Below are 25098 nucleotides of genomic sequence, written 5' to 3'. Positions count from 1 at the left end.
GGCAAATGTTTTCGAAATTAAAAAAACACCCCAAATTAAAATGGTCCCTGATCATCCTCACCGGAATTGCGGCCCTTTTCTTTTTGTTTTTCGGAAGTATCTATTTTGGAGTCTTCGGAAAACTTCCCGGCGAAAATGAACTTCAATCTTTAAAACAAAATAAAGCCACTCAAATTCTCGCCAGCCACGGAGAACTTCTCGGGAAATTCTATGTTTTTGACAGGCAGCCCATATCTTATAATCAGCTTCCCTCCTACCTTGTACAGGCTTTGATCGCAACCGAAGATGCCAGGTTTTATGAACATAAGGGTATTGACAGTCGCAGCCTGCTAAGGGTGTTTTTTAAGAGCATTTTGATGCAGGACGAATCATCTGGGGGTGGCAGTACCATTACGCTTCAGCTTGCAAAAAATATCTACGGAAGGAAAGACTTTGGCGCTTTAGGAATTGTTGTAAATAAAGTGCAGGAAGCCATTATTGCCAAAAGACTTGAAGATGTTTATTCAAAAAAGGAAATCATTCAATTATATTTTAATACTGTTCCTTTCAGCGATAACACCTACGGAATTGAAAGTGCTTCCCTGAAATTTTTCAATAAACATACGAGCGATCTTAGCCTCACCGAGGCCGCGACCCTGGTAGGAATGTTGAAAGCAAGCCATTATTTCAATCCGCGGATCTTCCCCGAACGCAGCAGGTTAAGACGGGATGTGGTGCTGATGCAAATGGCGAAATATGGCTATTTATCAAAAGAAGAAGCCCTTGCTGCCAAAATGAAGCCGCTCCAGCTCGATTATAAAAATTACAGTCCCAATAAAGGTCTGGCGCCTTACTTCCGCGAACAGGTGAGAAAGTATGTAAGCAAAATTCTTGATACCCTTAAAAATAAAGAGGGCCGCCGTTATAACATTTACCGTGACGGCCTCATTGTTCGCACCACGCTCAACTACAAAATGCAGCAGATGGCAGAGAAAGCCATGGTTGAACATATGAAAAATCTTCAGGAACAGCATGAGGCATCCTATGGCAATAATGCTCCGTGGGAGAAAGATAAAAAGTTGCTGAAAGATGTGATTAAAAGTTCCGAAAAATATAAAAGGCTTAAAAGAGAAGGCCTCTCGGAAGCCGAAATTCTTCAAATTTTTCAGGAAAAACATCCTACCGAGCTTTTTGAATATGATGGAATAAAAACCAGGAATGTAAGTACAGCAGACAGCCTTGCCCATTATCTTAAATTTTTAAACGCAGGATTGCTTGCCTTAGAACCGGAAACAGGAGCAGTCCAGGCCTGGGTTGGAGGTATTGATTTTCGTTACTTTAAATATGATCATGTAAGCCAAAGTAAGCGACAGGTGGGATCTACCTTTAAACCCTTTGTTTACACGGCCGCTCTGGAATCTGGGATGGATCCGTGTACCTATTTTTCTGCTGAAGAAGTTACTTATGACAAAGGCTGGACTCCTTCAAATGCTTCTTCTGAAGAACTGGATCCCGACATGAATTACAGCTTGAAATATGCCTTAAGCCATTCCTTAAATACCATCGCGGTAAAAGTTCTAATGGAAACAGGAATCGGGAATGTGATTGAGGAGGCGAGAAAAATGGGGATCGATTCTGATCTTCCGGAAGTTCCTTCCATAGCACTTGGCACGGCTTCACTGAGTGTAAAAGAAATGGCCAAAGCCTATACTACTTTTTTAAATCAGGGGCACTATTCTGAACCATTTTATGTAACCCGAATCGAAGACGGCAATGGAAATGTCCTTGCCGAATTTCATCCGGAAATTTCTAAAACCAAAGCTTTTTCAGACGATACCCGGCAAATGATGATCAATATGATGGAAGCCACGGTGAACGAGGGAACCGCTACCCGACTTAGAACTACCTATGGGCTAAAGAATGATCTAGCCGGGAAAACCGGAACAACACAGGACAATAAAGACGGGTGGTTTGTAGGCCTTCTCCCCGACCTGGTTTGTGTGACCTGGGTGGGATCAGACGACTACCGAATTGGCTTCAGAAATACACGAATTGGGCAGGGCGCGAATTCGGCACTGCCGATCTTCGCCGGACTGCTTCAGAAGATGAACAAGGATGCCGATTTTAATAAGGTCACTCATGCTCGGTTTAAACCACTTCCGGAAAGGCTTCAGAAAATGATGGATTGTGAACCGGAGAAAAGGGATAATTTTCTCGAAAGACTTTTCGGCGGTAAAAAAGACAAAAATCCTTCAGAAAAAAAGAAGAAAAAAGGTTTTTTTCAGCGTTTGTTTGGGAAAAAGGACAAAGGGAAAAACTAAAATATGCTCTTATCGGCCTGATGAAAACCTCGTCATGTTATAACTGCCGGCGAAAGACAGCCTCATTCAGCATCTTATTTTATCGGATAAATTAAGAGATTAAAATTCTTTATTTAATCTCATCCTCAAACGCCTGGAATAATCTTCCTCCAGCCATTCCCGATAATTCTTCGTGCTTTTGCTAATGCAATAGGAATATTGCCTGATGCGGGAAGCGATATCATCTTTAAGCTCTTTTACCAGAAGGCGGGCATCAAAAACGTCCTCGCTGTTTTCCTTACACATTTTCACATGCTGATCCATAGACCATTCTAATACAGTCTTCGATTTAAGGCCTTTTTTAATAACCTCATCGTAGGCATCTTCGATATTGAAAGAAACATCCTCGGTATTTGAAAATTTCTCCCTGATCTCCGGCGGCATTTCGTATTGGAATTCACGTTCGATTTCTTCATCGCTAAGAAGATTCTCAAAATAAAAATCGGGAGAACGAAATATTTGTTTCCAGTCTACGGGAGAACTCCAGTGGCCAAAACGAGCCATATTATTACCGAGATCAAGAACAGTGAACTCGTCTTTATTCTTAAGCACCCTTGACCCCCGGCCGATCATCTGAAAATAGAGTGTAAGTGACTTTGTTGCACGGTTTAAAATAATGGTTTCAACGGTGGGTTCATCAAATCCAGTGGTAAGGATGCTTACCGAGGTCACAATAGCATCTTGCGTATGCTTGAACCACTTCAGAATATCTTTACGGTCCTGCTTACTGCTTGTATTATCCAGATGACGAATGGGTAATCCCGCATTTTTAAAAGTATGATAAACTTCTACAGAGGTATTGATACCATTATTGAAAATAAGCGTCTTTTTACCCTTTGAACGTTCATAATAGGCATTTAGAAGCTTCTCCTGCATGCTGTAATTTGAATAGAGCTCTTCAGAAGATTTTACGGTATAGTCACCATTCATCCCAACTTTCAAATTTGTAAGCCCCACATTATAACTGTAGATATTCGCTTTTGCCAGAAAACCTTTTTCAATGAGTGAGTTAATTGAATCTCCCACAATGAGTTCCCGGTAATTGTCTTTCATCGGTAATTTGATGTTCGAACTAAGAGGCGTGGCGGTAACTCCCAGGATAAAGCATTTTTCAAAAAATTTGAAAAGCTTTCTGAAAGAATTATAGTGAGCTTCGTCAATAATAACGAGGCCGATATCCTGGATTTCAAGTTTTTCGTCATTAAGGCGATTGTTCAGGGTTTCCACCATGGCCACGAAGCACATATAATCATCCTGATCGGGCAATTCTTTCACCTTGCTGTTTATGATCTTATTGCGAACACCAAAGCCGGTAAGCATTTTTGAGGTCTGCCTGCAAAGTTCGATCCTGTGGGTTAGGATCAATACTTTCTTTTTGGTTCGCTGGATATATTCCCTGGTGATCTGGGAGAAGATTACCGTTTTTCCTCCGCCGGTTGGCAACTGGTATAAGAGATTGTATTTTTCGGGATGTTCATCTATTACTGCAAATATCTTTTCAATATCCTTTTGTTGGTAACCATAGAGTTCCTTATCAACTTTCTTTTTCTCAATACCAAATGTTTCTACCGCCATAAAATCCTTTAACTAAGTGAGCAATTTTGCAAAAATAAGGGATTTTTAAGGTTTACTCAAAATTAATCCCTGAATATAAATTTTCAACAATTTATATACCGAAGCATTTATTGATTATCTTTAGTTTCCCCTTTACCCCACTTTCAGCTTTTTAACAATCATCCCTCGGTTTTACTTAATTTAATAACAATACTTTGAGCAGTAGCAATTTGTATGACAGTTATGAAAGGAGCCTTTCACTGGTGGAAGCGCTTAAAAATCTTCCAGGCAATGACTGGATGGATCTTCTTACTAATTTTCACGAAGAGAAATGGCCAAAAAACTCCTGTATCCTAAACCAGGAGCATTACTTATATCATTTTTATATAATTATTTCCGGGCGCATTAAAATGTACCAGGTAGATGAAAATAGTGATAAGGAACACACGTTGTTTTTGCTTACCAAAGGGGATGTATTTGATCTTAATTGTTTATTTGACGAAGGTAGTCATCAGGTCTATTATGAATGTATAGACGATATAAAAGTGCTTGCTGCTCCAATGCAAAGCATAAGAACCTGGCTTCAAAACCATCCGAAATATTACAGAAGTTTCCTTATTTATTCTGCTAAAATGATGCGCCAGCTTGAATCAAATTTTTCTCAAATTATATTTACCGATATCTCAACCAGACTTGCCAATTTACTGGTTACCAACTTGAAAGATCCCAGAAACCTGAACCTGCTATGCGATCTTTCTAATAAAGAACTTGCTAATTTGATTGGTTCTACTCGTGCCGTGGTGAACAGGCATCTGCAAAAACTTAAAAAATCTGGTTCCATCACAATGACTCGAAATCAAATTAAAATTCAGGATATCGATCAGCTTCAAAGGGAACTCAGTAAAAAGAAAAAAAATAATTGAGTTGTGCTACTTAAGTAGTAGTTCATCGGCAAGTTACCTTCTACTTTAGCCTGTACAATCACATATATATTAATCAATTTTTTATTCATCAATTAAATTAATCATCATGAAAAAATTAATCATTTTAGTGTGGATTTTGGGATTCGTATCTGTTTCCTATTCACAAAAGGTAATTCAATTACAAGAAGCCAAAGTTACTTATGAACCATCAGCTAAGGTTCTCTATGAAAAGTATGACAATGGAAATGTAGTGTTAAAATTACAAGAAGCTTATGTTCAGCAATTTCGAAATGATCCTGTTAAATTTTTGATCAACAATTTTGACATGCAGGCTTATTTAAATGAATATAATAGCATGAACAATAACTTAGATGTAACCATTAAAAGTAAGAGTGGTTATTTGAAAGCTAACTACAATAAATACGGTGAGTTAGTACAAACTTCACAGAAATTTAAAAATGTTCTATTACCTCGTGAGATCTGGAACGACGTGTTTGCAAGCCATCGGGGCTGGACGATGACTAAAAACGTCTATACCGCCAGAGGAAAAGGTTCGGCGATTGATGCTCAAAGCTATATCATCACGATGAAAAATGGCAAAATGCAGAAAAAGCTAAAAATCAATCCTGTTAAGAAAACAAGCATTGTTGCGGTAAGGTAATAGCCAATTCTGAGAATTAATTCTCAATGACATGATCGTCTGGAATTAAAATGTTATTTTAAGCTACTCAGGTAGCGGTGTAAAATTGTAGATAGTAGTTAATAAATACCGGGTCTATCAGATCCACAAACACCAAATAATATTTTTTTCCAGATGATCTTTTATTTAAAAAGATCTGAAGACAAATATCGGTCTCCCCTGTCACAAACGATACTCACCACCAGGCCGGTATCAAGTTTTTCACACAATCTCACCGCAGCAGCAGCTGCACCACCACTACTCATTCCTGCAAAAATTCCTTCTTCTTCGGCAAGGCGCCGGGTCATTGCAACAGCTTCTTCTTCATTTACTTCTATTACCTGATCTACTTTTTTTGGATTGAATATCTTCGGAAGGTATTCCTCAGGCCATTTGCGGATACCAGGTATTTTGGCGTTATCTGTTGGCTGCACTCCCACAATTTGAATATCACTGTTTTTCTCTTTCAGAAAAGTTGAAGTTCCCATGATGGTCCCGGTTGTACCCATGGAAGATACAAAATGGGTGATCTTTTGATTGGTGTCATTCCAGATCTCAGGACCTGTGGTTTTATAATGCGCTTTCCAGTTATCATCGTTACCGAACTGGTTAAGCATAAAATAATCACCGGTTTTCATCTTATCTTCAGCATAATCGCGAGAACCTTCAATACCAACATCTGCACCTGTAAGGGTTACTTTTGCTCCATAGGCTCTCATGGTCTGTACTCTTTCCACTGTAGAATTCTCAGGCATCACCAGTTCAATATCAAGGCCGTAAATTCCCGCGATCATCGCCAGCGCAATGCCGGTATTTCCGCTGGTGGCTTCAATAAGTTTTGTTTTTTTAGTGATTTCACCTCGCTCGAGAGCACTTTTGATCATATTAAACGCGGGGCGGTCTTTTACGCTTCCTCCTGGATTTTGTCCTTCCAGTTTAAAGTAAAGATCTACCCCCGGTTTGGTTATTAATCTCTTTGATTTTACAAGCGGTGTATTTCCTACCAGGTCTAAAATCGAATCATTCATTTGTCTGCTGTATTTTTTATAGTAATTTGAGGGGTATGAGAAACCATGGAATTCGCAGGTACCGACCTCGTTATCGAAACATTCCCTCCAATTATACTGTTTTCTCCAACTACTGTTTTTCCACCAAGAATAGTGGCGTTTGCATAAATGGTAACATTACTTTCTATTGTAGGATGCCGTTTGATATTCCGGAGGTCACGTGCCACGTATAAAGCTCCCAGGGTAACTCCCTGGTATATTTTCACATTATCTTTTATCACCGCTGTTTCCCCTATTACCACCCCAGTGGCATGATCTATAAAAAACGAATTTCCAATATGGGCTCCTGGATTAATATCAGTCCCGGTGAGGCTATGAGCACATTCGGTCATTAGCCTTGGAACCAATGGGAGTCCAAACTTATAGAACTCATGACTTAATCTATAAATTGCAATTGCAAAAAAGCCGGGATAAGAAAGATACACTTCTTCCACAGAGTTTGCTGCGGGATCGTTTTCTGCGATAGATTTTGCATCAAGATTTAATTTTTCAAGAATTTCAGGAAGTTTTTTTAAATATTCTTCCCATATATCCTGGCATGGAGAACCCGGTTCCCAGCAAACCAGTTTTGCCAGTACCTCGAAATCTTTTCCTAATTCCTTAAGGTTAGTGGCGACAGCGGTATGATTATCAAAAAGGGTCTTAAATAATTTGTGAGTAAAAGCTTCAGTTTTTTCTTTAATACCAAGGTTAAGATTGGGGAACTTTTTATGCTCTTCTATTTGTCTTACGACCTTCTGGAATTCCATAGCTAATCCATTTTTAACCAAATTTATAAAAATAGTCTGATAGAGGCTGGTAAACATAGGTCTTTCTTCTAAAAAGAAAGCGGGGTTAATTTTTTGCCAATAAAAGAACAATGGTAATGAATACTTACTAACTTAGATAAGCAAATTAAAATGTTGAAAGATGGCACAAGAAAAAAAACCTCAGAAAGAAGCAAAAGGTTCACCAAAACCACATGCCAAACCAAAACAACAGGCAAAACCTAAAAAGTAATTTTTAGTGAGTTTAATAATGTTTTTTCAGGCCATCTCTAAAGGGTGGCTTTATATTTTAATAAACCTTTGCAAAGCTTAGAAGAATCTTAACGAAGATTGAAGGGATTACCGGCTTTTTTCTGCTAATTTCGAGATACAAAATTTATTCTATGGGGAAAAATAACTCTTCCGGCTCGCTAGGCTGGCCGGCAGTCTGGGCGCTTGCAGCCGGCGGAATGGTAGGAGGAGGTATCTATACTGCCCTCGGAGTCGTGGTGGCAGTTTCCGGGCAATGGGCGTGGCTTAGTTTCGTAATTAGCGGAATTATTGCAGCTTCCAGCGCCTATTCTTACGTCGTACTTGCCAATCATTATAAAGAAAGTGGTGGCGCTTTTACTTTTTTAAGGGAAATAAATAAAGAAGGGATCGCCGGTAGTCTTTCCTGGTTGTTATTAATGGGCTATGTTTTAACAATGGCCGTATATGCCTTTGCTTTCGGACATTATCTTTCTTTTTCATTCAATGGGTCGCCAATGATCAGCCGTCTATGTGCTGTTGGGATCATGGCTGCTCTTATTAGTTTGAACCTTGCTGGGGTTACAAAAACCAAAAAGGTTGAAATAGCAATTGTTAGCCTTAATCTTATCGCGCTTATCGGATTGGCCGTTATAGGCTTTTTACACTGGGATACCGTTAAACTGGTTTCGGGAATTGAACCACGGGCATGGTGGAGTGCACCTATAGGAGCAGCGAGTATATTTATGGCCTATGAGGGTTTTCAACTGCTCACCTATGAATACGATGAGATCAAAAATCCGAAAAAGATTCTCAAACCAACCATTATGCTTGCTGTCTTTTTCGTTATTCTTATCTATGCTGCCGTAGCCATTGGTGCGGTTATGCTTGCAGGGGCCCTAGCAATAATTTCACAAAAACAGGTTTCCCTTTCAGTAGCCGCGCAAAGTGTGCTTGGAACTCCCGGCTTGGTTATAATGACCCTTGCGGCGGTCTTTGCCACCGCAGCGGCCATAAATTCCACACTATTTTCCAGTTCCAATCTTTCTAAACGAGTAGCCGATGACAATGAGCTTCCACCCTTCTTTAAAAAGACCCATAATAATGTTCCCTATCGTGCAATAATACTTCTTGGGATCATGTCTACGGTTCTTGCCGTTATAGGTAAATTATCATCGCTTGTGGAAGCCGCCAGTATGATCTTTCTAATCACTTTTGGTATTGTAAATATCATAGCTCTGCGTTATATCAAAAAAGGCTGGAAATGGATCGCCTGGCTGGGAATTTCTATCGGAGCAGTGGTTTTGATCGTATTATTACTTCGATTAATGACCGTAGCACCTATTCAGCTGGGAATTCTACTATTCCTTGCATTTCTGATCATATTAGGTCGTCCGGCTCTGATGAAACGATTCTCGTCTAAAAAATCTAAAAATGACAATTGAAATGATCCTTAATAAAATATTTCTTCGTCTCTTGAGTTCTGTCATTTTGATGATAGCCGGGTTTAATGCACAATGTCAAAATCAGCCTGCCGAAATCAAAGTTTTAAATGCAACACCACAGGAGCTTCAGATAAGTTTTGACCAAAAGAAGGCTAATTCAAATTCATTAAAATTAGATATTCATTCAAATGAAGTCACAGCTTATAAACAATTGCCTTCCCACAAATATTCTATAATTGTTGCATCAAATGAAGATGAACTTCTGAAAAAAACCTTCGGACTCGCGAGTGCAGAAAAATATACTCAGGTCATTTATGGAATTCCTTCTTACTCTTCCCGGAAAAATGAAGAAACTTTCACCCACAAAATGCACTATATCTTTGAAGGTTCTGAAAATTATACAAAAAATGGCTTCCTTCCTGGAATAATGACCTTCCGCGATAAGTTTAAGCTGAAAAAAGGTGCTACTGCAATAAGGGTTTTCCACGCCGCTGCCGGTGTCACTCCTATTAATCTGAAATTGAGAGAAGGCAAAAAGACTACTAATATTGCCAGTAAACTTTCTTATGCGAAACCAGTTTTGATAAAACAAATCAAGTCTGGCGAAAAAACAATTGAAGTTTACCTGGGAAATGCGCCAAGGCCTTTCATTGAAAAAAAATTCAATTTTCAATCTCAGAAAGCCTATATCATTGTCCTTATCAACGTTAACGGGAAACCTGCCATAAAGATCCTGGAGAACTAATCAGCGAATAAGTGAAAAATGACCTTTTTTATCGGGATAATCAAGAATCCGCACTAAATACCAATAATCACCGGAGGGCATTTTCGCTCCATTGAAATTTCCGCTCCAGGAAAAACCGGGACCTCTTCCGGATGAAAGTAATTTTCCGTAGCGATCGAAGATCAAAACTTCAGATTTTTCAAAATATTCAATTCCGTTTAGCCTGAAAGTATCGTGATAACCATCATTATTGGGCGTGATATATTTCGGAAAAACTATATGAGGAAACTCCATCGTGCTCACCTGGCAATCTGCCAGATCTTTTACATAAGCAGTATATACACCTCCGGGAACCGAAGGAAATATATTTGAAGACTGATAATTCAATCCATCCAGGGAATACAGTAATTTCCCTTCTTCCTTTGTTAGGATGATGACCTTTTCTTCTTCAGAAACCACTTCAGAAATTGTAGAATTTGCTGCCATTTCAACAGTGAAAACTTTTTCTGCAGAGCAACCCCAGGCATTGGTGATCTTAACAGTAAAAGTACCAGAAGAATTAATGCTGATCGTCCTGGAATTTTGTCCGGTATTCCATGCATAATCCATACCCGTCAAGCCAGCATCAAGTATTTGTGAAGAACCGGGACAGAGCTGCAAATATTCATCACTGGTCGACGGGACCTCATTTATGGTGAGTGAAATGGCAGTGCGCGGACTTAATTTGCAATTATAACCGGCTGCTTTTGCTTCAGCATAAAAAGTTCCTTCATCAGGCGGAGTATAGGAAAGGCTATTTTCCTTCAGCAGGTTTCCACCCGAAGACGAATCATACCAGTTCACTTCTATCCCATCAGGAACATCTACGCTCAGAGCAGGAATGGGATCACCTTCACAAATTTGAAGATTTCCGTTGCTTTGCGGTGCATCCGGTAATTGTACAATTTTTAATTCAAAGAATTCTGAAGCAGAACTGCATACATTGCTGGAAAGATTTACCTGGTCTTCGGCTACTTTTACGCGGTAATAAGTAGTAGAATTGATATTTCCCGTATTATAATTTTGACTATTTGCCCCCGGAATGTCTGTCCACGAATTTGCATCCGGACTTTTTTGCCATTGAAAATAATGTTCGTCGTAAACACTGTTATCTGGGCTGGCAACAAGATTGATGTTCACGGGTGCGTTCTCCTCGCAAACTGCATAAATTCCTGTAGAACCATCGGTGGTTTCAACAGTGGTAAGATCTCCACAGGAACGGAAAATAATATCATCTATGGCAAGATCATTTCCGCAGCCCCCCGCGCCATTATTGAACATTTTTAAAATAACCGATCCCTGTCCCGGTTCAGACCGGAAAGTTAGCGCATAGCGGTCCCATTTAGGCGAATTTGTTGAAGTAATATCTCCTGTATTTCCACCATTCAACAAGACCGTACCTGATTCATCCCAAATCTCAAAACGTACATTTATGGGGATTCCGCCATTTTCACAAACCTGGCTGGCTCTGTTATAAATATTGATGAGAAATGCTGAAAATTCATAGGTGGTATTTTCGCAAAGGCCGGAGATGCTGGTCTTGTAAAATAATCCTGCAGTATAATCGGCATTTACAATAAGGGCCCTTCCATTAGAAAGAGTTTCATTTGGAAGATTTTGATGCCAGGAAGTAATGACATTTCCTATATCATCAGCAATGGTGTATTGCCCGTCCTGAGGATCTTCTGAAATAAAGGTATAATTAGTGATTCCCGGTGCTAAAGGAGGCCCTGTACCCGTTCCAGAGCCAAAATCTTCATGAAAAATAGGATCTCCCTTACTTCCTGTGCAAAAACCTAATTGTGCCTGAGCCTGGATATAAAAAAGTAAAAGAGCGGCCGCAGCCAGGAATTTCTTCATGATTCAAAGGAATCGGTCATTCAATTTCTCAAATTTATAGGAAATTCCCCAGTTTTGCCTTAGAGTTGCCTCAGTAATTCTATGGATCCTTTCTGCAAATTCAGAAACAATTCCATTTGAAATGATAAATTCGGTCGCCTGTTCAAAAGAATTAAACATACTTTTTTCGAAAGCCGGGGTTATTTTATCTTTTTCCTCGGCGAAAGCCTGGGCAATCTCAATATTGTAAAGCATCAAATCGGCCAAGGCATGAGGTTCCATTTCCAATTTTAAAAAATGCCGAATGTATTTATGTGCCACTGATCGTCTCCCCTTGGCTTTACGCCTGTTTTTCGGAAAATATTCTTTTGATATTTTTGCTTTCGCTTCCCGAACCAGCTTTTCTTCCTGCGGATTAAAAACAAAATCGTAGAAAGTTTTTACTTCCGGAAATCTCTCATAAAGATCGGTTAACTGGTCTTCAAGGTCTTTCTTTTTTAAAGATTTTAGATATTTTTTAAAAGCTCTTTTGCTCATTTATTTTCAATGATTTTTATACAATTCTTTTTAATTAAGACCGATAATTCACCAAGCCACTTTAATTGTCGCGTCACCAGGTGCGCTTCCTGTAATTCTTCCCGAACCTTCGGATCTATATCAAGTTTTCCCTGTGAAATTTCGGAATTCCTGTAATTTACAAGCTTTTCATATTTTTCTTCCAGACCTTCTTCTGGCGATCGTTTAAAGCTTTTCTCGCTTTTTTCTGCGGAAGGATCCTGCAAGTAGTTTAAGGCAGTTTCCAAATTATCAATAATATTTTCAGTATAATCTTTAAAAGCTGATGAAGCTTTAGTGGTGGGATGGGTCCTGATATAAGTTCCCAGCGAGGCCAAAACCGAAAGAAATGTTTGATTAATGCTAACAATCTCGTAAAAAAGAGCAAGCTGCTGCTTCTGAGCCTTAGGTTCCTGTGCCATACGTTGAAATGCTCCATTCAGGTCGCCAATCTTCAAAAAGGCCTGTTTTCGAGAAAGTTTGTAAGAAGTGGGAAGTTTACCTTTTAGCTGATAAAAGCTACTGATTTCCCTGAAATACTCAAGATTTGCCTGAAGCGAAGCAGCGATATTTCCAGGAAGTTCCTGTTTTTCCCATTTCGGCCAGAAGAAAAAATTTCCTGCCGCAGCAAGGGCGGCTCCTACCAAAGTATCCAAAACTCTGAATTTTATCACTTTCAGTACATCAGGTTTCAAAAGTGCATAGATAAACACAATACTAAGGGTAATAAAAATGGCCGCAGTAGTATAGTTTTTCTGAATAAGGGAAAAGGCCAGCGTTAAAGTTACAAGGGCCAGGATGGCATACACAGTAGTGTTTTGTGTAAGAAAAAGGATTCCCACTGCCAGTGCACCGCCAATCAAAGTTCCAATGATTCGTTTTCGGGTTCTTTGTTTGGTGAGTCCGTAATTTGGCCTCATGATCACTACAATGGTAAGGAGTATCCAATACGAATTCTGAATGGAAAAATAGAAGCCTGCCAGGAAACCTATGATCATTATAAGGCTTAAACGCAGCGAATGTCTGAAAAACGGTGACTGAAAATTGAAGTTGCTTAACAGCGTTTTCACATCATATTCCTGTGTACTCAAAAATTTCTGAGCTTCTTTTTCCCTCATGACGGGCCTGGGTTTTTTTGCAATATCACGCAACACATGATCAATATTGATGATTCGCTCTGCCTGTTGCTGCTGATAATCCAGCAGATGCCTTAACATAAGCAAAGACTCCCTCCTCTCGGGAATATCAATTTTTGATCGAAACTCCCTAAAGCTATTTTCCAGATCTCCCAGCAGTTTATCAAGCTCGAGGACCGGAAGATCTTTTTTTCTGTAAAGAGCTGTGGCAATTTGCATTAATTGCAAGGCCAGCTTCTCACTGAAAGAAGCAAAATCATTAATAATTGCCTCGTCGTTCTTGAAAAGCTCATGCATTTTCTCATAATCAAGCGGGTGCGCCATAGCCAGTTCCAGAATATCCACAAGATCAATAAATACAAGTAACCTCTTACGCGCATAACCCGAATTTCCTCCCGATTTTCTTGAACTTATAAGTAATTCCCTTAAATTTTCGTGCTTTTCATTTAATTCAACCTGCAGTTGCAAAAGTTCCTTTGAAAGTTGCTGGGAATGATCGGCGTTTCTATATAATTTAACCCTGATCTGAAGATATTCACCCGTAAGTTCCATGGTTTCGCTAAGAAGCTGCTCAGTGGCGCGCTTCGGCCTTATAAAATGCCAGAGCGAGCTTAGTAAAAGGTACCAAATACCTCCACCAATGATAAGCAAACCCTTTTGCCAAATTTCAATTGAAGAAGCCGAAAGTCCGGCAAAACTTAGTACTACGGCTAAAAGTCCGGCAAAAGAAACGAGCGAAGCACGAAATCCGTAGACCGCCAGGTAGGAAATTGCAAAAATTAGAAGAAAAAGCATAACCAGGCTCGAAAGCAAACCTGTTGCTGCATATTTAGCAATTACATAAGAACAACCTCCCAAAAGCGCACCAGTCAGGATTCCCAGGCTCTTGTGTTTATAAGTACCGGTAACATCACTGGGAGAACTTAAGAGACATCCCATAGCCAGGCTGACTCCAATTTCCAACTTCCCCAGGCTTGAAAAGATACTGATAGGTACCACGATGGAAATGCTCAGGATCAACGCCTTCGAAAAGTCGGTACTCCTAAGAAAACGGGTAAATTCCCGGTAATAATTTTTCAGTTGAACGGTCACTTGGTTTTTTTGAAAAACTTAAATTAAATCAAATTGCAGGATCAGAAAAATTCAGTGGTTAATTTCACAAAAAAAGGAGTGCCCACACACTCCTTTTTGTAATCTATAAAATAAAAATTTTATTTTTTGGGAGGTTGTGAAGGTCGCACTTCAATTTTACTTGGCAAAGTTCTGGGATTCATTTTCAACAAATCTGTCACAAGTTCCCCAATATCTTCGATCTGGATTTTCCAGCTGTCTTCATCTGAAGGTTCATGATCGTTGAAATAGGTCGACACAGAACCTGGCATGATGGTGCTCACTTTCACTCCATCCTGTCTAAGATCGAGCATCACGGCCTGTGTGAATCCCGTAAGGCCAAATTTGCTGGCATTGTATGCGGCTCCACCCGCAAAAAAGTTGGTTCCCGCAAGACTGGAAATGGTAATAATATAGCCTTTAGATTTCTTTAAGGCCTCCACACAAGACTTGATACTGTAGAAAACCCCGGTAAGATTGGTGTCGATGGTTTCCTTCCACTGTTCAGTGGTAAGTTCTTCTATAGAACCAAAATGCCCAATTCCGGCATTGGCTATAAGAACATCCAAACGGCCCCAGCGATCCAGGAGTTTTTCCACGGCCGCACGTTGACTTTCGAAATCGCGAACATCGGCTTCTAAACCAAGGATTTCCCCATGATCTGATAATTTCTCGGCGGCTTTATCGGCTGCAGATTGAGAACGGCTGGTAATTCCAACTTTATATCCCATTTGGAGCAGGCTTTTTGCAACTCCATATCCAATTCCTTTACTTCCGCCTGTAACCAGAGCGGTTTTTTCTTTATTGCTCATATTTCTGATTTTTTTTAAAGCTACTAAAGACCACTATCGTGCTGAAATTAAAAGCTCTAAGATTCTGTTAATTTTAAAGGTTAAATGATTTATAAAACCGCGGTAAAACCTTTTATAGATTATCAAAAAAATTAACTTTGTCCTGAAAAAAATTAGCTGAAATTGTTTCAGAATTACAACCCTGACCTAAATTAATTTTCACATTGGAAAATATAAAAGCACAAAAGTTACTCAATAAGATTCAGCGCGACCTGATGCGCAATGGGATTATTATCAACACGCTCGTTGAAGACCTTAAAGAACTAAGAAATTTTGTCGTGGAAGAAAACATTCCGCTTTTGGCAAAAGCCGTTCGCCTGACTTACGAACATATTCAGGAAAATGAGGCTTTTGAAATTCCAATTCCCGATGACGAGCCTTTAGATGAAGAGGAAATTGAAGACCAGGAAGAAACTGAAGAAGTAACAGGCCAGGAAAGCCTGGAATACATGTTATCACTCATGGCAGATCATTCAAATAAAATCAATGAAATGGAACTGCGTGAGTATATAAAAGCTTTAAAGGAATACGCGGGAGAGGATTACTAAAATAATCATTTTACGTTTATTTATTCTGAAAGGATTTCGGCATTATTGCTATAGAAGATTGTCATGAAAAAGAAAGCGAAGTCCGGCAAGAAATCGCATATACGGCTATTACATCAATATTATAAATATACCGGCTTTTACAGCTTTATATTTAAGAGCCTGAAAAAGGCGGCAATTCCCCTGCTGCTTTTTTTGGCGGTAATCTTTATTGTTGATCATTTTGTGCTCAATATTGAAGATATGCTGAAGGTGATCACCACTAAGTTTGCTCCCGGGCAGGTATTGGGAATCTTTTTCACTTCAGAATCTTTATTGGGAATTGTTCCTCCCGAACTTTTTATCGCCTGGGCGGGAAAATCTTCTGCTCCCTTTGTCTATCTAACGCTGCTCGCCGCTGCTTCTTATGCCGGCGGGATCGTTTCCTATTTTATAGGAATTGGAATTACCCATCAGAAAAAAGTTCACGATCTTTTAGAAAACAAGCTGGCAAAACATATTAAAAATACTCGAAAATGGGGTGGTTTCTTAATTATTGTTGGGGCTTTACTTCCTATTCCATTTTCAATGACAAGCATTGCATCGGGGATTATTCGTTTTTCCTTTTCGAGCTATCTCATCTTTGCCCTCTTAAGGTTTGCTCGTTTTTACCTCTATTCCCTGGTAATTTTTAAAATGATTTAACTTATTACCAATCAAACAATTAAATTTTTCATAAGGATCGAGGTTTTATTTGTGCTATCCCATATCTTAGAAAGATAACCAACCAATACCAATATGGATTCTAAGATTCAAAAGATGGCTCGCGTGGGCTATATCGCAAAAGGAGGCGTATACGCAATTACCGGAATACTCGCCTTTATGGCAGCTTTTAACATGGGCGGCGGCCAAACCAGTGGTAAAACAGGAGTTGTGAATTTTCTTCAGAAACAGCCTTTTGGAAATGCACTTTTAATACTGCTGGCACTTGGCCTTCTTTGCTATGCTGGGTGGAGATTCTTTCAGTCTATTAAAGATCCTGAACATATTGGCGATTCAGAACACGGAAAGATAAAACGAGTGGGGCTTTTTATAAGCGGACTGATTTATCTTTCTTTGGCAGGCTATGCAGTTTTGCAACTCATCAATGCCGGTAGTTCGGGAGGAGGAAACAATAACCTCAGTTTCCTTTCGGGAAGCTTGGGGGTGGTAGTATTTGCAGTTATTGGTATTGCCTTGATTGGGCTCAGTATACATAAATTTCAAAAAGCCTATTCGAAAAACTTTCTGAGAAAATTTAACTATAAATCCATCACTGAAGAAAAGCGAAGAAAGCTTGTAAAAAATACCGGTTATCTTGGGATTATTGCACGTGGAGTTGTATTTGCAATTATGGCTTATATCTTCATTCGCGGGGCTTATCATTCCAATACCAACGATATTAAAAACATTTCTGATGCTTTCGATTTTCTACAGAAATCCTCTTATGGACCCTGGTTGTTAGGACTGGTAGCACTGGGCCTGATCTGCTACGGAATTTATATGTTCGCTATGGCGAAATATCGACAATTCAATGATTAACCATAACTATAAAAACCAGAAGTATGTCTTTATTAACTATTATCTTAAATATTTTACTTCCGCCACTCGCGGTATTTCTAAAACATGGCCTTGGAATGACTTTTCTTATTAGCCTGCTGTTAACAGCTTTAGGATGGATTCCCGGTGTGATCCATGCATTTCTTGTAAACGGAAACAGATAGAAAAAAGAGAGGTCTAAAAAGAACTAATTTCAACAAGCTAAAATTTCCCTTTTTAGGCCTCCCTTTCCTTAATCGTTTTCTTCCCTTTTTTGTACTTCTTTTTGCCATTTCCAGGCACTTTTTAAAGCATCTTCCAAAGAGCGCGAGGCTTTCCAGCCCAATTCTTTATTGGCCTTTGTGGTATCGGCATAAGCAGCAGTAATGTCTCCTTCCCTCCTGTCGGTGATTTTGTAGGGAAGTTTTACACCTGTAGCTTTTTCAAAGGTTTGAATAACTTCCAGTACGCTATTCCCTTTTCCGGTTCCCAGGTTAAAAACCTCGTAATTATCTTTTTCTTTATGATCTATAAGTCTCTTCAGTGCCTTAACGTGGGCTTCGGCAAGATCCATTACATGAATATAATCCCGAATAGCCGTTCCATCAGGTGTAGGATAATCATCGCCAAAAACTGAAAGTTCCTTTCTCTTTCCAATCGCGGTTTGAGTAATAAAAGGAACTAAATTCTGTGGAGTTCCAATTGGAAGTTCCCCAATTTGAGCCGAAGGATGTGCGCCTATGGGATTAAAATATCTCAGGGAAGAAGCTTTGAATTGTTTATTGATCCTGCAGGTATCCGAAATGATCTCCTCACCTATCTGCTTGGTGTTTCCATAAGGTGATTCAGCTTTTTTTACCGGGGCGTCTTCGGTGATGGGCAATTCATCGGCCTGCCCGTACACGGTACAGGAGGAACTGAAAATGATCCGGGAATCCTTCCTCTTCTGAAGCTCTTTCAGCAAATAAACAAGGGATGAAATATTGTTCTCGTAATAAAGTAAAGGTTTCTCAACACTTTCACCCACCGCTTTCGATGCCGCGAAATGGATTACATCCTGGATATCAGGATATTTTTCAAAAAACTTTCTTACCGCTTCTTTTTCCCGAAGATCAATATTTTCAAATTCAGGGGTTTTACCGGTAATCTGCGCGATTCCGCCTAATACATCAATAGATGAATTAGACAAATTATCAATTATAACAACCTCAATTCCTTCCTGTTGAAGTGCCACCACGGTGTGGGAGCCTATAAAACCCAGGCCGCCGGTGACAAGAACCTTATTTTTATACATAAATTTATTTTTCAACCGCAAATTAAGAAAATTCAATAAGCTGTTCCTTCAGGAACCTATAAAAACCAAAATTAATATTGAAAGACCCCAATGGTCATAAATTTTATAAAGAGTATCTTTGAACAATTTTTAAAATCAAGCTTTATGTCTTTGGAAAAGCAGCTCACTTTATTTAAATGGATTAGTATTTTGGAAGGAATTTCTTTTCTTTTACTACTCGGTATTGCGATGCCGCTTAAGTATATCCTAGACATGCCTCAAATGGTGCAGCAGGTGGGAATGATCCATGGTGTCTTGTTCATCGGATATGTTCTTGGAGGCTTTCTTCTCAAACAACCCATGAACTGGAACCGCAGGCAGGTCTTGACCGTTTTGGGATGTTCGCTCATTCCCTTCGGACCGTTTTATGTTGAAAGAAAATATCTTTAAATCATGCAAGTTCGCGAAGGACTAAAAGACGGGATCGTTTTTTTTGAAAAGCTCTTTAAGAGACACGGCATGAACGAAGTTCTTGCTGAGTACATGAATATGCTTATAAACCTGGTGATCCTTACCCTGGTGGTGATTGGGGTGAATTATCTTATCAAAAGGTTTATCATAGGGACTTTCAAAACTTTTACCAATAAAACCAAAACCACATTTGATGATTTTCTTATCAAAAGTAATTTCCCGCGATATGTAGGGCGTATTGTGCCGCTTTATATTGTCTATTACTTTTTTCCCCTCATTTTTTCTGAATTTCCCCGCACACTGGAGATATTTTACAAATTGTTCAATATCTATGTGGTAATTCTTGTGGTTTGGATTTTCCGGAGTATTATCAGGACCACCAGAAATTACCTTAAAACAAGGCCGTCCTTTAATGATAAACCCCTGGAAAGTTTCAGCCAGGTGATCATGATCTTTATCTGGCTCATTGGCATCATGTTCATTTTTTCAGAGCTTACCGGGAAATCGGTGATTGGTTTTGCCATTTCTTTAGGTGCTGCCTCTGCAGTGATTCTCCTAATTTTTAAAGATACCATACTTGGTTTTGTCGCTTCCATACAGGTTTCAGTAAACGATATTGTTCGAATTGGCGACTGGATCACTTTTGAAAAATACGGTGCTGACGGGACAGTAACCGAAATTAATCTCGCCACGGTAAGGGTTCAGAACTGGGATAATACCTTCACCACTATTCCTACTTACAGCCTTATTTCCGACTCGTTTCAAAACTGGCGCGGAATGCTTGAATCTCCGGGCAGGAGGATAAAAAGATCTATTTATATTAAGCAGAATTCGGTAAAATTTCTTACCCCTGAAGATTTAAAAAAGCTGAAAAACATTAGCTTAATATCGCCCTATCTTGAAAACAGGCAGGCAGAAATAAATAAATATAACGAGTCACACAACATTGATAAAAGTCTCCTTATTAATGGTCGAAATCAAACAAATCTTGGTGTTTTTAGAAAGTATGCCGATTCTTATTTGCATGAACATTCTGCTGTTCACAAAGAGATGTATATCATCGTAAGACACCAGGCTCCAACTGCTCAGGGTATCCCCCTTGAGATTTTATGCTTCAGTAAAGACAAAAGGTGGGAAAATTTTGAATATATTTCAGCTGATATTTTTGATCATTTAATAGCTGCCATTCCTTATTTTGGGCTTCAGCTTTTCGAAAACCCTTCAGGAGATGATGTGAGAGCAGTGCTAGAAAGTATAAAATAATTTTTATGAAATTAAAATCCTTTCTACAGGCTTTTGGCATTTTTGCAGTACTTTTAACACTTATTCCTCTGTTTGCTGCAGATTTCTGGTGGATAAGAGTATTCGATTATCCACATATTCAGCTAACTATTCTTACCCTTACTGCCCTGGCTTCTTATTTTATAAGGTTTGAAATGAGGTCATGGAGAGATTACACATTTGTTTTGGTATTATTGGCGTGTTTTATTTTCCAGTTCACTAAAATCTATCCCTATACGCCTTTATCTTCATTAGAGGCGGGAAAACCGGGTAAAAACGCGGATATTAAGGATAGCTTTGTCATACTTACTTCTAATGTGCTCCAAAAAAACAAGAAAGCCGATCTTGTCATTAACGAGATAAAAAAAATAAATCCTGATCTGGCAGTATTCACCGAAACGAATACACGTTGGCAAAAAGATCTGCAAGAAGGAATTGGGCAAATGTATCCCTATAAAATTTCTGCTCCGCTGGATAATACCTACGGAATGATCCTTTATTCAAAATTAAAACTTGAAAATCCCCATACCAGCTATATTGTAGACGATAGTATTCCTTCCATGCATGCTGTTGTACAGCTGGCATCTGGTAAAAAATTTCAATTGCACGCGATACATCCCACTCCCCCGATGCCGCAGGAAAATCCTTCATCTACAGATCGTGATGCCGAACTAATGAAAGTAGCGCTTGAAACCCTGGATGCGAAAATGCCTGTTGTGGTAATTGGTGATTTTAATGATGTTGCGTGGTCACAAAGCTCTCACTTGTTTAAAAAACTCGGAGGTTTACTGGATGTAAGGGTGGGCAGGAATTTCTATACTACTTTTGATGTCAACAGTATAATAATGAGATGGCCTCTCGACCAGATCTTTGTTACCGAAGAATTTAGAGTTGCCGATATTTCCAAAGGATCAGATGTAGGTTCTGATCATTTTCCTTTTTACGCTAAGCTTTATCTTCAGCCTGAACTTGCCAAAGAGCAAATTCCTAAAAAGGCGACCAAAGAAGAAATCAAGACCGCGCGCAAGGAAATAAGGAAAGAAATTCGGCATGACGGACACCAATAAGAAGCGCCTCCACGTAAATCATAACATTTATTTAGGAGCTTCTATGAAGGGGAATCTATATTTTTAGGAAAACTGCTAAAAATGACCTCCACTTTTCAGGAAGAAAATACTTCTGTATCAGAGTCTTTTTCAAGATTTTATAATCGTTTGATCGACCAGCTTCCAGGGATCGGCCTCGGCCTTTTAATAATTATCCTGGGCGTTTTAATCGGCACCATGATCGGGAATTTTGCAAGAAATCGCATTTCCCACAGAACTAATGATCCTTTGATGAGCCGCTTTCTTGGGAAAGCCATTCGTTTTGTAATAATCATAACCGCGATTATGCTTGCCCTTCGTGCAGCTGGCTTGAACGGCATAGCCACAGGGATTCTTACAGCGGCAGGGGCAGGTGCTGTTGTCCTTGGTTTCGCGTTTAAGGATATTGGAGAAAATTTTATATCAGGGATCATTCTTGCCTTTAATCGTCCGTTTAATATTGACGATACCGTTGAAATAGGAGCTAATTTCGGAAAGGTGAAAGCCCTTGAATTTCGATATACAAAACTTAAAACCTTTGATGGGAAGGATGTGTATATTCCTAATTCTGATGTATTTAAAGAACCGGTTACCAATTTTACTGAGGATGGTTTTTTTCGCTGGAACTTCAAAGTTGGGATCGATTACGATGATGACATTAGCAAAGCTAAGATATGCATCATGGAAGCTCTAAAAAAAGATCCGATGGTCATTGAAGATGCCTCGCATGCTAATTTTGTTATTGAAGACGAATTAGCTACAAGTACTGTAAATCTAAAAGTTTTCTTTTGGGTAGACACGAAAGATTTCAGGATGCAGGCCCTTATCACCAAAGGAAATGTAGTTCGAAATGTGAAAGAAGCACTGATGCAAAACGGATTTTATCTACCTTCCGATATACAGGAGATCAAGTTGTATGGAGCGCAAAGAGATTCTCCCATTCGACTTCAAAATGAGTCAAAAAATAAGGAACTCTAATTTTTATTTCAGCCGGTCTTTTACAAATTCTACTTCTGTTTTGCCATGCGGTTTTGGTTTTCCCTGTTCATCGAGGCCAACCATCACTATTTTATCAATGCTAATAATGGTTTCCCTTGTCATTTTATTTCTTACCTCGCATTTTAAGGTAATCGAAGCTGTACCAAATTTTAAGACCTCAATTCCAATTTCAATAATATCACCCTCTTTAGCCGAGCTTTTGAAATCGATCTCACTCATATACTTGGTGACGGTTTTCGGATTTTCAAGCTGAACGATGCTATAAAGAGCACATTCTTCATCGATCCATTCCAGAAGCCGTCCGCCAAAAAGTGTACGGTTAGGGTTCAGATCCTGGGGCTTTATCCATTTGCGCGTGTGAAATCTCATTGTTTTTTCTTTTAAAAGTAGAAAGATTGGGTAGTTTCAGAAAATATCCCCACCCAAAATTTAGTTTTCAAAAGAAGAATTTCAGATTTATAGAAATTGCCTGGCTACTTTTATGATTTTATCATGATCAAAGGCCAGATCTGGTAATTTATCAACTTCAAACCAGCGGGCATCTTTGGCATCATCTGAAGGTTTCAGATCCTCTTCACAATAGATTCGGCTGAGAAAAGCTATAGTTACAGTGGGACCTCGGGGATCGCGACCGGGGGTACCAAAGGCCTTTACCTGTTCCATAGAATCTACTTCTACACCTGTTTCTTCCTTCAATTCCCTTTTCGCGCCGGTTTCTAGATCCTCCCCTTCTTCAAGAAAACCGCCGGGCAAAGCCCATTGATCTTGGAAAGGTTCATTTTTGCGTTTTACCAGCAGGACCTTGAACTTGTCTGCCTTGCAAAAAACCACGCTGTCTACAGTTATTGCTATGTTCTGTTTCATATTAAATTAATGTTTTCGGGATCTTTAATTCTGTGCCGAATCTCTTATTCAATTTTTCAATAAAATAAGCTGAAAGCAATGGCGAAGCTTCTTTCATATTCTCATGCACGAAGAAATAAAAGTTTTTCAATCCCAGTTCATGCCATTCTTTGATGTGATCAATCCATGCATCCAAACGGCTCTGTACTGTACCACCTACGCGAACCTCATTGAATTCATAGGATTTTAAAAGCTGAAAGAACCTGTTCGTTTTGGATATGTTTCAGTGGAAGTGAAAATCTGCGTTTTCTGGATCCTCTAATCTTCCGAATTTCATTGCGGTGAATTTCAATATTTATTAAAATATACCGTTTTTTTATTGACGAATTCCTTTATTCCGTCTTCCGAAAGTTCGCGGCCGTAACCGGAAATTTTCGTTCCTCCAAAAGGAAGTCTGGGATCGCTCTTTACCAGCTCGTTTACAAACACGGCCCCATCTTCAAATTTTGGATAAATTCTTTCGGCAAGATCCATGTCTTCAGTAAAAATAGACACACCCAGTCCAAAATCTGAGCGATTTACAAGCTTTACCGCCTCCTCTTCAGTTTTAAACCTGGTAACTCCAATTGCGGGACCAAAGGTCTCTTCAGTAAACATCGGCATTTCCGGTGTTACATCTTCCACGATGGTCGGCTCGAGATAGGCTTTATCCCTTTTGCCTCCAAGAAGGATCCTCGCGCCCTGTTTAACTGATTCCCTGATCTGTTTTTCCAGATCTTCGGCAAGATCTACCCGGGCCAGGGGTCCAATAAAAGTATCCTCGTCTAAAGGATCTCCGCTTTTTAATTCCCGTACCTGTTTTTCAAATTTCTCCATAAATTCATCGGCGATACTGTCCTGTAGCAGAAGCCTTTTACCGGCAATACAGCTCTGCCCGGTATTTTGATACCTCGCCATCACACAGGTTTTAACGCTTTCTTCAATGTTGGCATTCTCAAAAATCACAAGCGCATTGCTGCCACCCAATTCCAAAACTGATTTTTTAATTTCCTCACCTGCCACAGAAGCAACTGCCGCACCTGCCGGTTTACTACCGGTTAGAGTTACAGCCTTTACTCTTTTATCTCTGATAACATCCTCAACTTTACTGCTGCCAATCACCAGATTCTGAAAACATCCTTCTGGAAAACCGGCTCTCTCGAATATTTTCTGAATATTATTGGCACAACGCATCACATTGCTGGCATGTTTCAAGACCCCTATGTTGCCTGCCATCAACGCCGGAGCCGCAAAACGGAAAACCTGCCAATACGGATAATTCCAGGGCATAATTGCAAGTACCACTCCCAAAGGTTCATAACTTACAAAACTCTTATCTGCATCGGTTTCAATGGTTTTTTTTGAGAGATGTTTTTCAGCGTTTTCAGCATAATACTCACAGGCCCATGCGCATTTTTCAACTTCAGACAATGCCTGTTTTATAGGTTTACCCATTTCAAGAGACATATCTTTGGCATATTCCTGTTTATTCTTTTTAAGCTCCGCGGCAGCTTTCAGCATCAATTCCTTTTTTTCTTTAAAAGGGACATCGCGCCAGGTTTTAAATCGTTTTTCAGCTTTTTCAAGTTTTTGATCGATCTCTGATTTGGAAAGTTCTTCAAATTTCTCAAGAACTTCATCGTTATAAGGATTCCTGGACTCTATCATAATTCAATTTTCTTTTTCTGCTTTACTTAAAGATAAAAAGATGCTTGCGGCCTGGAAGGCAGATTAAGACATATTTAACTC

Annotated in this window: 24 protein-coding genes; 13 read left to right on the top strand and 11 right to left on the bottom strand. The window is 39.4% G+C overall.

Going from position 1 to position 25098, the window contains the following annotated elements; all coding sequences use genetic code 11:
• The first annotated feature begins 5 nt into the window (after window positions 1–5).
• On the top strand, window positions 6–2300 hold the full coding sequence (locus tag C7S20_RS14180) for a penicillin-binding protein 1A (RefSeq protein ID WP_107013091.1): 2295 nt from the start codon (window positions 6–8) through the stop codon (window positions 2298–2300).
• Window positions 2301–2399: 99 nt separating this feature from the next.
• On the opposite strand, the gene C7S20_RS14175 is transcribed toward C7S20_RS14180, so the two are convergent.
• Window positions 2400–3914, bottom strand: a complete 1515-nt coding sequence (locus C7S20_RS14175) for a DEAD/DEAH box helicase (protein WP_107013090.1) — start codon at window positions 3912–3914, stop codon at window positions 2400–2402.
• Window positions 3915–4108: 194 nt separating this feature from the next.
• Between C7S20_RS14175 and C7S20_RS14170 the strand changes: the two genes are divergently transcribed.
• Both C7S20_RS14170 and C7S20_RS14165 read left to right on the top strand, forming a co-directional pair.
• Window positions 4109–4816 (top strand): Crp/Fnr family transcriptional regulator, encoded by a 708-nt coding sequence (locus tag C7S20_RS14170; protein WP_227009015.1) that lies wholly within the window; start codon window positions 4109–4111, stop codon window positions 4814–4816.
• Window positions 4817–4922: 106 nt separating this feature from the next.
• A complete protein-coding gene (locus C7S20_RS14165; RefSeq protein WP_107013089.1) occupies window positions 4923–5477 on the top strand; it encodes a hypothetical protein in 555 nt (184 codons plus the stop codon).
• 161 nt (window positions 5478–5638) lie between these two features.
• On the opposite strand, the gene cysM is transcribed toward C7S20_RS14165, so the two are convergent.
• Together cysM and epsC are read right to left on the bottom strand one after the other, a co-directional pair.
• Entirely contained in the window at window positions 5639–6523 is an 885-nt protein-coding gene (cysM, locus tag C7S20_RS14160) for a cysteine synthase CysM (protein ID WP_107013088.1), read from the bottom strand.
• On the bottom strand, window positions 6520–7311 hold the full coding sequence (epsC, locus tag C7S20_RS14155) for a serine O-acetyltransferase EpsC (RefSeq protein ID WP_107014247.1): 792 nt from the start codon (window positions 7309–7311) through the stop codon (window positions 6520–6522). Before epsC ends, cysM begins: the two co-directional genes overlap by 4 nt.
• Window positions 7312–7712: 401 nt before the next feature.
• Between epsC and C7S20_RS14150 the strand changes: the two genes are divergently transcribed.
• A complete protein-coding gene (locus C7S20_RS14150; protein ID WP_107013087.1) occupies window positions 7713–9002 on the top strand; it encodes an APC family permease in 1290 nt (429 codons plus the stop codon).
• Entirely contained in the window at window positions 8992–9747 is a 756-nt protein-coding gene (locus C7S20_RS14145) for a DUF4397 domain-containing protein (protein ID WP_107013086.1), read from the top strand. The genes C7S20_RS14150 and C7S20_RS14145 overlap by 11 nt, the downstream gene beginning before the upstream one ends.
• Here C7S20_RS14145 and C7S20_RS14140 read toward each other — a convergent pair whose 3' ends face one another.
• From C7S20_RS14140 to C7S20_RS14125, 4 genes are all read right to left on the bottom strand, one after another.
• Window positions 9748–11625 (bottom strand): T9SS type B sorting domain-containing protein, encoded by a 1878-nt coding sequence (locus tag C7S20_RS14140; RefSeq protein ID WP_107013085.1) that lies wholly within the window; start codon window positions 11623–11625, stop codon window positions 9748–9750.
• 3 nt (window positions 11626–11628) lie between these two features.
• Window positions 11629–12141: a DUF6155 family protein gene (locus C7S20_RS14135; RefSeq protein ID WP_107013084.1), complete on the bottom strand. Its 513-nt coding sequence runs from the start codon at window positions 12139–12141 to the stop codon at window positions 11629–11631.
• Window positions 12138–14387 carry an FUSC family protein gene (locus C7S20_RS14130; protein ID WP_227009014.1) on the bottom strand — a complete coding sequence of 750 codons (2250 nt, stop codon included), beginning with the start codon at window positions 14385–14387 and terminating at the stop codon, window positions 12138–12140. Before C7S20_RS14130 ends, C7S20_RS14135 begins: the two co-directional genes overlap by 4 nt.
• 119 nt (window positions 14388–14506) lie before the next feature.
• Window positions 14507–15217, bottom strand: coding sequence for an SDR family oxidoreductase (locus C7S20_RS14125; RefSeq protein ID WP_107013083.1), 711 nt, complete (start codon window positions 15215–15217; stop codon window positions 14507–14509).
• 203 nt (window positions 15218–15420) lie between these two features.
• On the opposite strand from C7S20_RS14125, the gene C7S20_RS14120 reads away from it, so the two are divergent.
• The 4 genes from C7S20_RS14120 to C7S20_RS14105 all read left to right on the top strand — a co-directional run bounded on the left by C7S20_RS14120 (window position 15421) and on the right by C7S20_RS14105 (window position 17543).
• Complete coding sequence (locus C7S20_RS14120; protein ID WP_107013082.1) at window positions 15421–15804, top strand: hypothetical protein; 384 nt, start codon at window positions 15421–15423, stop codon at window positions 15802–15804.
• A 63-nt stretch (window positions 15805–15867) separates the two neighbouring features.
• Entirely contained in the window at window positions 15868–16485 is a 618-nt protein-coding gene (locus tag C7S20_RS14115; protein WP_107013081.1) for a YqaA family protein, read from the top strand.
• Between the two features lie 93 nt (window positions 16486–16578).
• The gene (locus C7S20_RS14110; protein ID WP_107013080.1) at window positions 16579–17361 is read left to right on the top strand and encodes a DUF1206 domain-containing protein; all 783 of its coding nucleotides are present in this window, start codon (window positions 16579–16581) and stop codon (window positions 17359–17361) included.
• 23 nt (window positions 17362–17384) lie between these two features.
• Window positions 17385–17543 carry a YqaE/Pmp3 family membrane protein gene (locus C7S20_RS14105; RefSeq protein WP_107013079.1) on the top strand — a complete coding sequence of 53 codons (159 nt, stop codon included), beginning with the start codon at window positions 17385–17387 and terminating at the stop codon, window positions 17541–17543.
• Between the two features lie 68 nt (window positions 17544–17611).
• Here the strand turns inward: C7S20_RS14105 and galE are convergent, their stop codons facing one another.
• On the bottom strand, window positions 17612–18652 hold the full coding sequence (gene galE / locus C7S20_RS14100; RefSeq protein ID WP_107013078.1) for a UDP-glucose 4-epimerase GalE: 1041 nt from the start codon (window positions 18650–18652) through the stop codon (window positions 17612–17614).
• 144 nt (window positions 18653–18796) lie between these two features.
• Between galE and C7S20_RS14095 the strand changes: the two genes are divergently transcribed.
• The 4 genes from C7S20_RS14095 (at window position 18797) to C7S20_RS14080 (ending at window position 22446) form a co-directional block, all read left to right on the top strand.
• Window positions 18797–19081 (top strand): DUF3817 domain-containing protein, encoded by a 285-nt coding sequence (locus C7S20_RS14095; protein ID WP_107013077.1) that lies wholly within the window; start codon window positions 18797–18799, stop codon window positions 19079–19081.
• 3 nt (window positions 19082–19084) lie between these two features.
• Complete coding sequence (locus C7S20_RS14090; RefSeq protein ID WP_107013076.1) at window positions 19085–20365, top strand: mechanosensitive ion channel family protein; 1281 nt, start codon at window positions 19085–19087, stop codon at window positions 20363–20365.
• 5 nt (window positions 20366–20370) lie between these two features.
• Window positions 20371–21450 carry an endonuclease/exonuclease/phosphatase family protein gene (locus C7S20_RS14085; RefSeq protein ID WP_107013075.1) on the top strand — a complete coding sequence of 360 codons (1080 nt, stop codon included), beginning with the start codon at window positions 20371–20373 and terminating at the stop codon, window positions 21448–21450.
• Between the two features lie 81 nt (window positions 21451–21531).
• Complete coding sequence (locus tag C7S20_RS14080; protein WP_107013074.1) at window positions 21532–22446, top strand: mechanosensitive ion channel family protein; 915 nt, start codon at window positions 21532–21534, stop codon at window positions 22444–22446.
• 3 nt (window positions 22447–22449) lie between these two features.
• Here C7S20_RS14080 and C7S20_RS14075 read toward each other — a convergent pair whose 3' ends face one another.
• The 3 genes from C7S20_RS14075 to C7S20_RS14060 form a co-directional block, all read right to left on the bottom strand.
• Entirely contained in the window at window positions 22450–22836 is a 387-nt protein-coding gene (locus C7S20_RS14075; RefSeq protein ID WP_107013073.1) for an acyl-CoA thioesterase, read from the bottom strand.
• Between the two features lie 87 nt (window positions 22837–22923).
• Window positions 22924–23331, bottom strand: a complete 408-nt coding sequence (locus C7S20_RS14070) for an NUDIX domain-containing protein (protein ID WP_107013072.1) — start codon at window positions 23329–23331, stop codon at window positions 22924–22926.
• 327 nt (window positions 23332–23658) lie between these two features.
• Window positions 23659–25017, bottom strand: coding sequence for an NAD-dependent succinate-semialdehyde dehydrogenase (locus C7S20_RS14060; RefSeq protein ID WP_107013071.1), 1359 nt, complete (start codon window positions 25015–25017; stop codon window positions 23659–23661).
• Between the last annotated feature and the right edge of the window lie 81 nt (window positions 25018–25098).

This window comes from Christiangramia fulva (assembly GCF_003024155.1).
Taxonomy (GTDB): domain Bacteria; phylum Bacteroidota; class Bacteroidia; order Flavobacteriales; family Flavobacteriaceae; genus Christiangramia; species Christiangramia fulva.
The sequence above is the reverse complement of the archived record's forward strand: the minus strand, read 5'-3'. Positions and strand labels throughout refer to the sequence as shown.

What these genes read in the sequence shown, in the direction of transcription:
- C7S20_RS14180 (WP_107013091.1), top strand. Translation starts at nt 6, where the DNA reads ATGTTTTCGAAATTAAAAAAACACCCCAAATTAAAATGGTCCCTGATC.
- C7S20_RS14175 (WP_107013090.1), bottom strand. Translation starts at nt 3,914, where the DNA reads ATGGCGGTAGAAACATTTGGTATTGAGAAAAAGAAAGTTGATAAGGAA.
- C7S20_RS14165 (WP_107013089.1), top strand. Translation starts at nt 4,923, where the DNA reads ATGAAAAAATTAATCATTTTAGTGTGGATTTTGGGATTCGTATCTGTT.
- cysM (WP_107013088.1), bottom strand. Translation starts at nt 6,523, where the DNA reads ATGAATGATTCGATTTTAGACCTGGTAGGAAATACACCGCTTGTAAAA.
- epsC (WP_107014247.1), bottom strand. Translation starts at nt 7,311, where the DNA reads ATGGAATTCCAGAAGGTCGTAAGACAAATAGAAGAGCATAAAAAGTTC.
- C7S20_RS14150 (WP_107013087.1), top strand. Translation starts at nt 7,713, where the DNA reads ATGGGGAAAAATAACTCTTCCGGCTCGCTAGGCTGGCCGGCAGTCTGG.
- C7S20_RS14145 (WP_107013086.1), top strand. Translation starts at nt 8,992, where the DNA reads ATGACAATTGAAATGATCCTTAATAAAATATTTCTTCGTCTCTTGAGT.
- C7S20_RS14140 (WP_107013085.1), bottom strand. Translation starts at nt 11,625, where the DNA reads ATGAAGAAATTCCTGGCTGCGGCCGCTCTTTTACTTTTTTATATCCAG.
- C7S20_RS14135 (WP_107013084.1), bottom strand. Translation starts at nt 12,141, where the DNA reads ATGAGCAAAAGAGCTTTTAAAAAATATCTAAAATCTTTAAAAAAGAAA.
- C7S20_RS14125 (WP_107013083.1), bottom strand. Translation starts at nt 15,217, where the DNA reads ATGAGCAATAAAGAAAAAACCGCTCTGGTTACAGGCGGAAGTAAAGGA.
- C7S20_RS14115 (WP_107013081.1), top strand. Translation starts at nt 15,868, where the DNA reads ATGAAAAAGAAAGCGAAGTCCGGCAAGAAATCGCATATACGGCTATTA.
- C7S20_RS14110 (WP_107013080.1), top strand. Translation starts at nt 16,579, where the DNA reads ATGGATTCTAAGATTCAAAAGATGGCTCGCGTGGGCTATATCGCAAAA.
- C7S20_RS14105 (WP_107013079.1), top strand. Translation starts at nt 17,385, where the DNA reads ATGTCTTTATTAACTATTATCTTAAATATTTTACTTCCGCCACTCGCG.
- galE (WP_107013078.1), bottom strand. Translation starts at nt 18,652, where the DNA reads ATGTATAAAAATAAGGTTCTTGTCACCGGCGGCCTGGGTTTTATAGGC.
- C7S20_RS14095 (WP_107013077.1), top strand. Translation starts at nt 18,797, where the DNA reads ATGTCTTTGGAAAAGCAGCTCACTTTATTTAAATGGATTAGTATTTTG.
- C7S20_RS14090 (WP_107013076.1), top strand. Translation starts at nt 19,085, where the DNA reads ATGCAAGTTCGCGAAGGACTAAAAGACGGGATCGTTTTTTTTGAAAAG.
- C7S20_RS14085 (WP_107013075.1), top strand. Translation starts at nt 20,371, where the DNA reads ATGAAATTAAAATCCTTTCTACAGGCTTTTGGCATTTTTGCAGTACTT.
- C7S20_RS14080 (WP_107013074.1), top strand. Translation starts at nt 21,532, where the DNA reads ATGACCTCCACTTTTCAGGAAGAAAATACTTCTGTATCAGAGTCTTTT.
- C7S20_RS14075 (WP_107013073.1), bottom strand. Translation starts at nt 22,836, where the DNA reads ATGAGATTTCACACGCGCAAATGGATAAAGCCCCAGGATCTGAACCCT.
- C7S20_RS14070 (WP_107013072.1), bottom strand. Translation starts at nt 23,331, where the DNA reads ATGAAACAGAACATAGCAATAACTGTAGACAGCGTGGTTTTTTGCAAG.
- C7S20_RS14060 (WP_107013071.1), bottom strand. Translation starts at nt 25,017, where the DNA reads ATGATAGAGTCCAGGAATCCTTATAACGATGAAGTTCTTGAGAAATTT.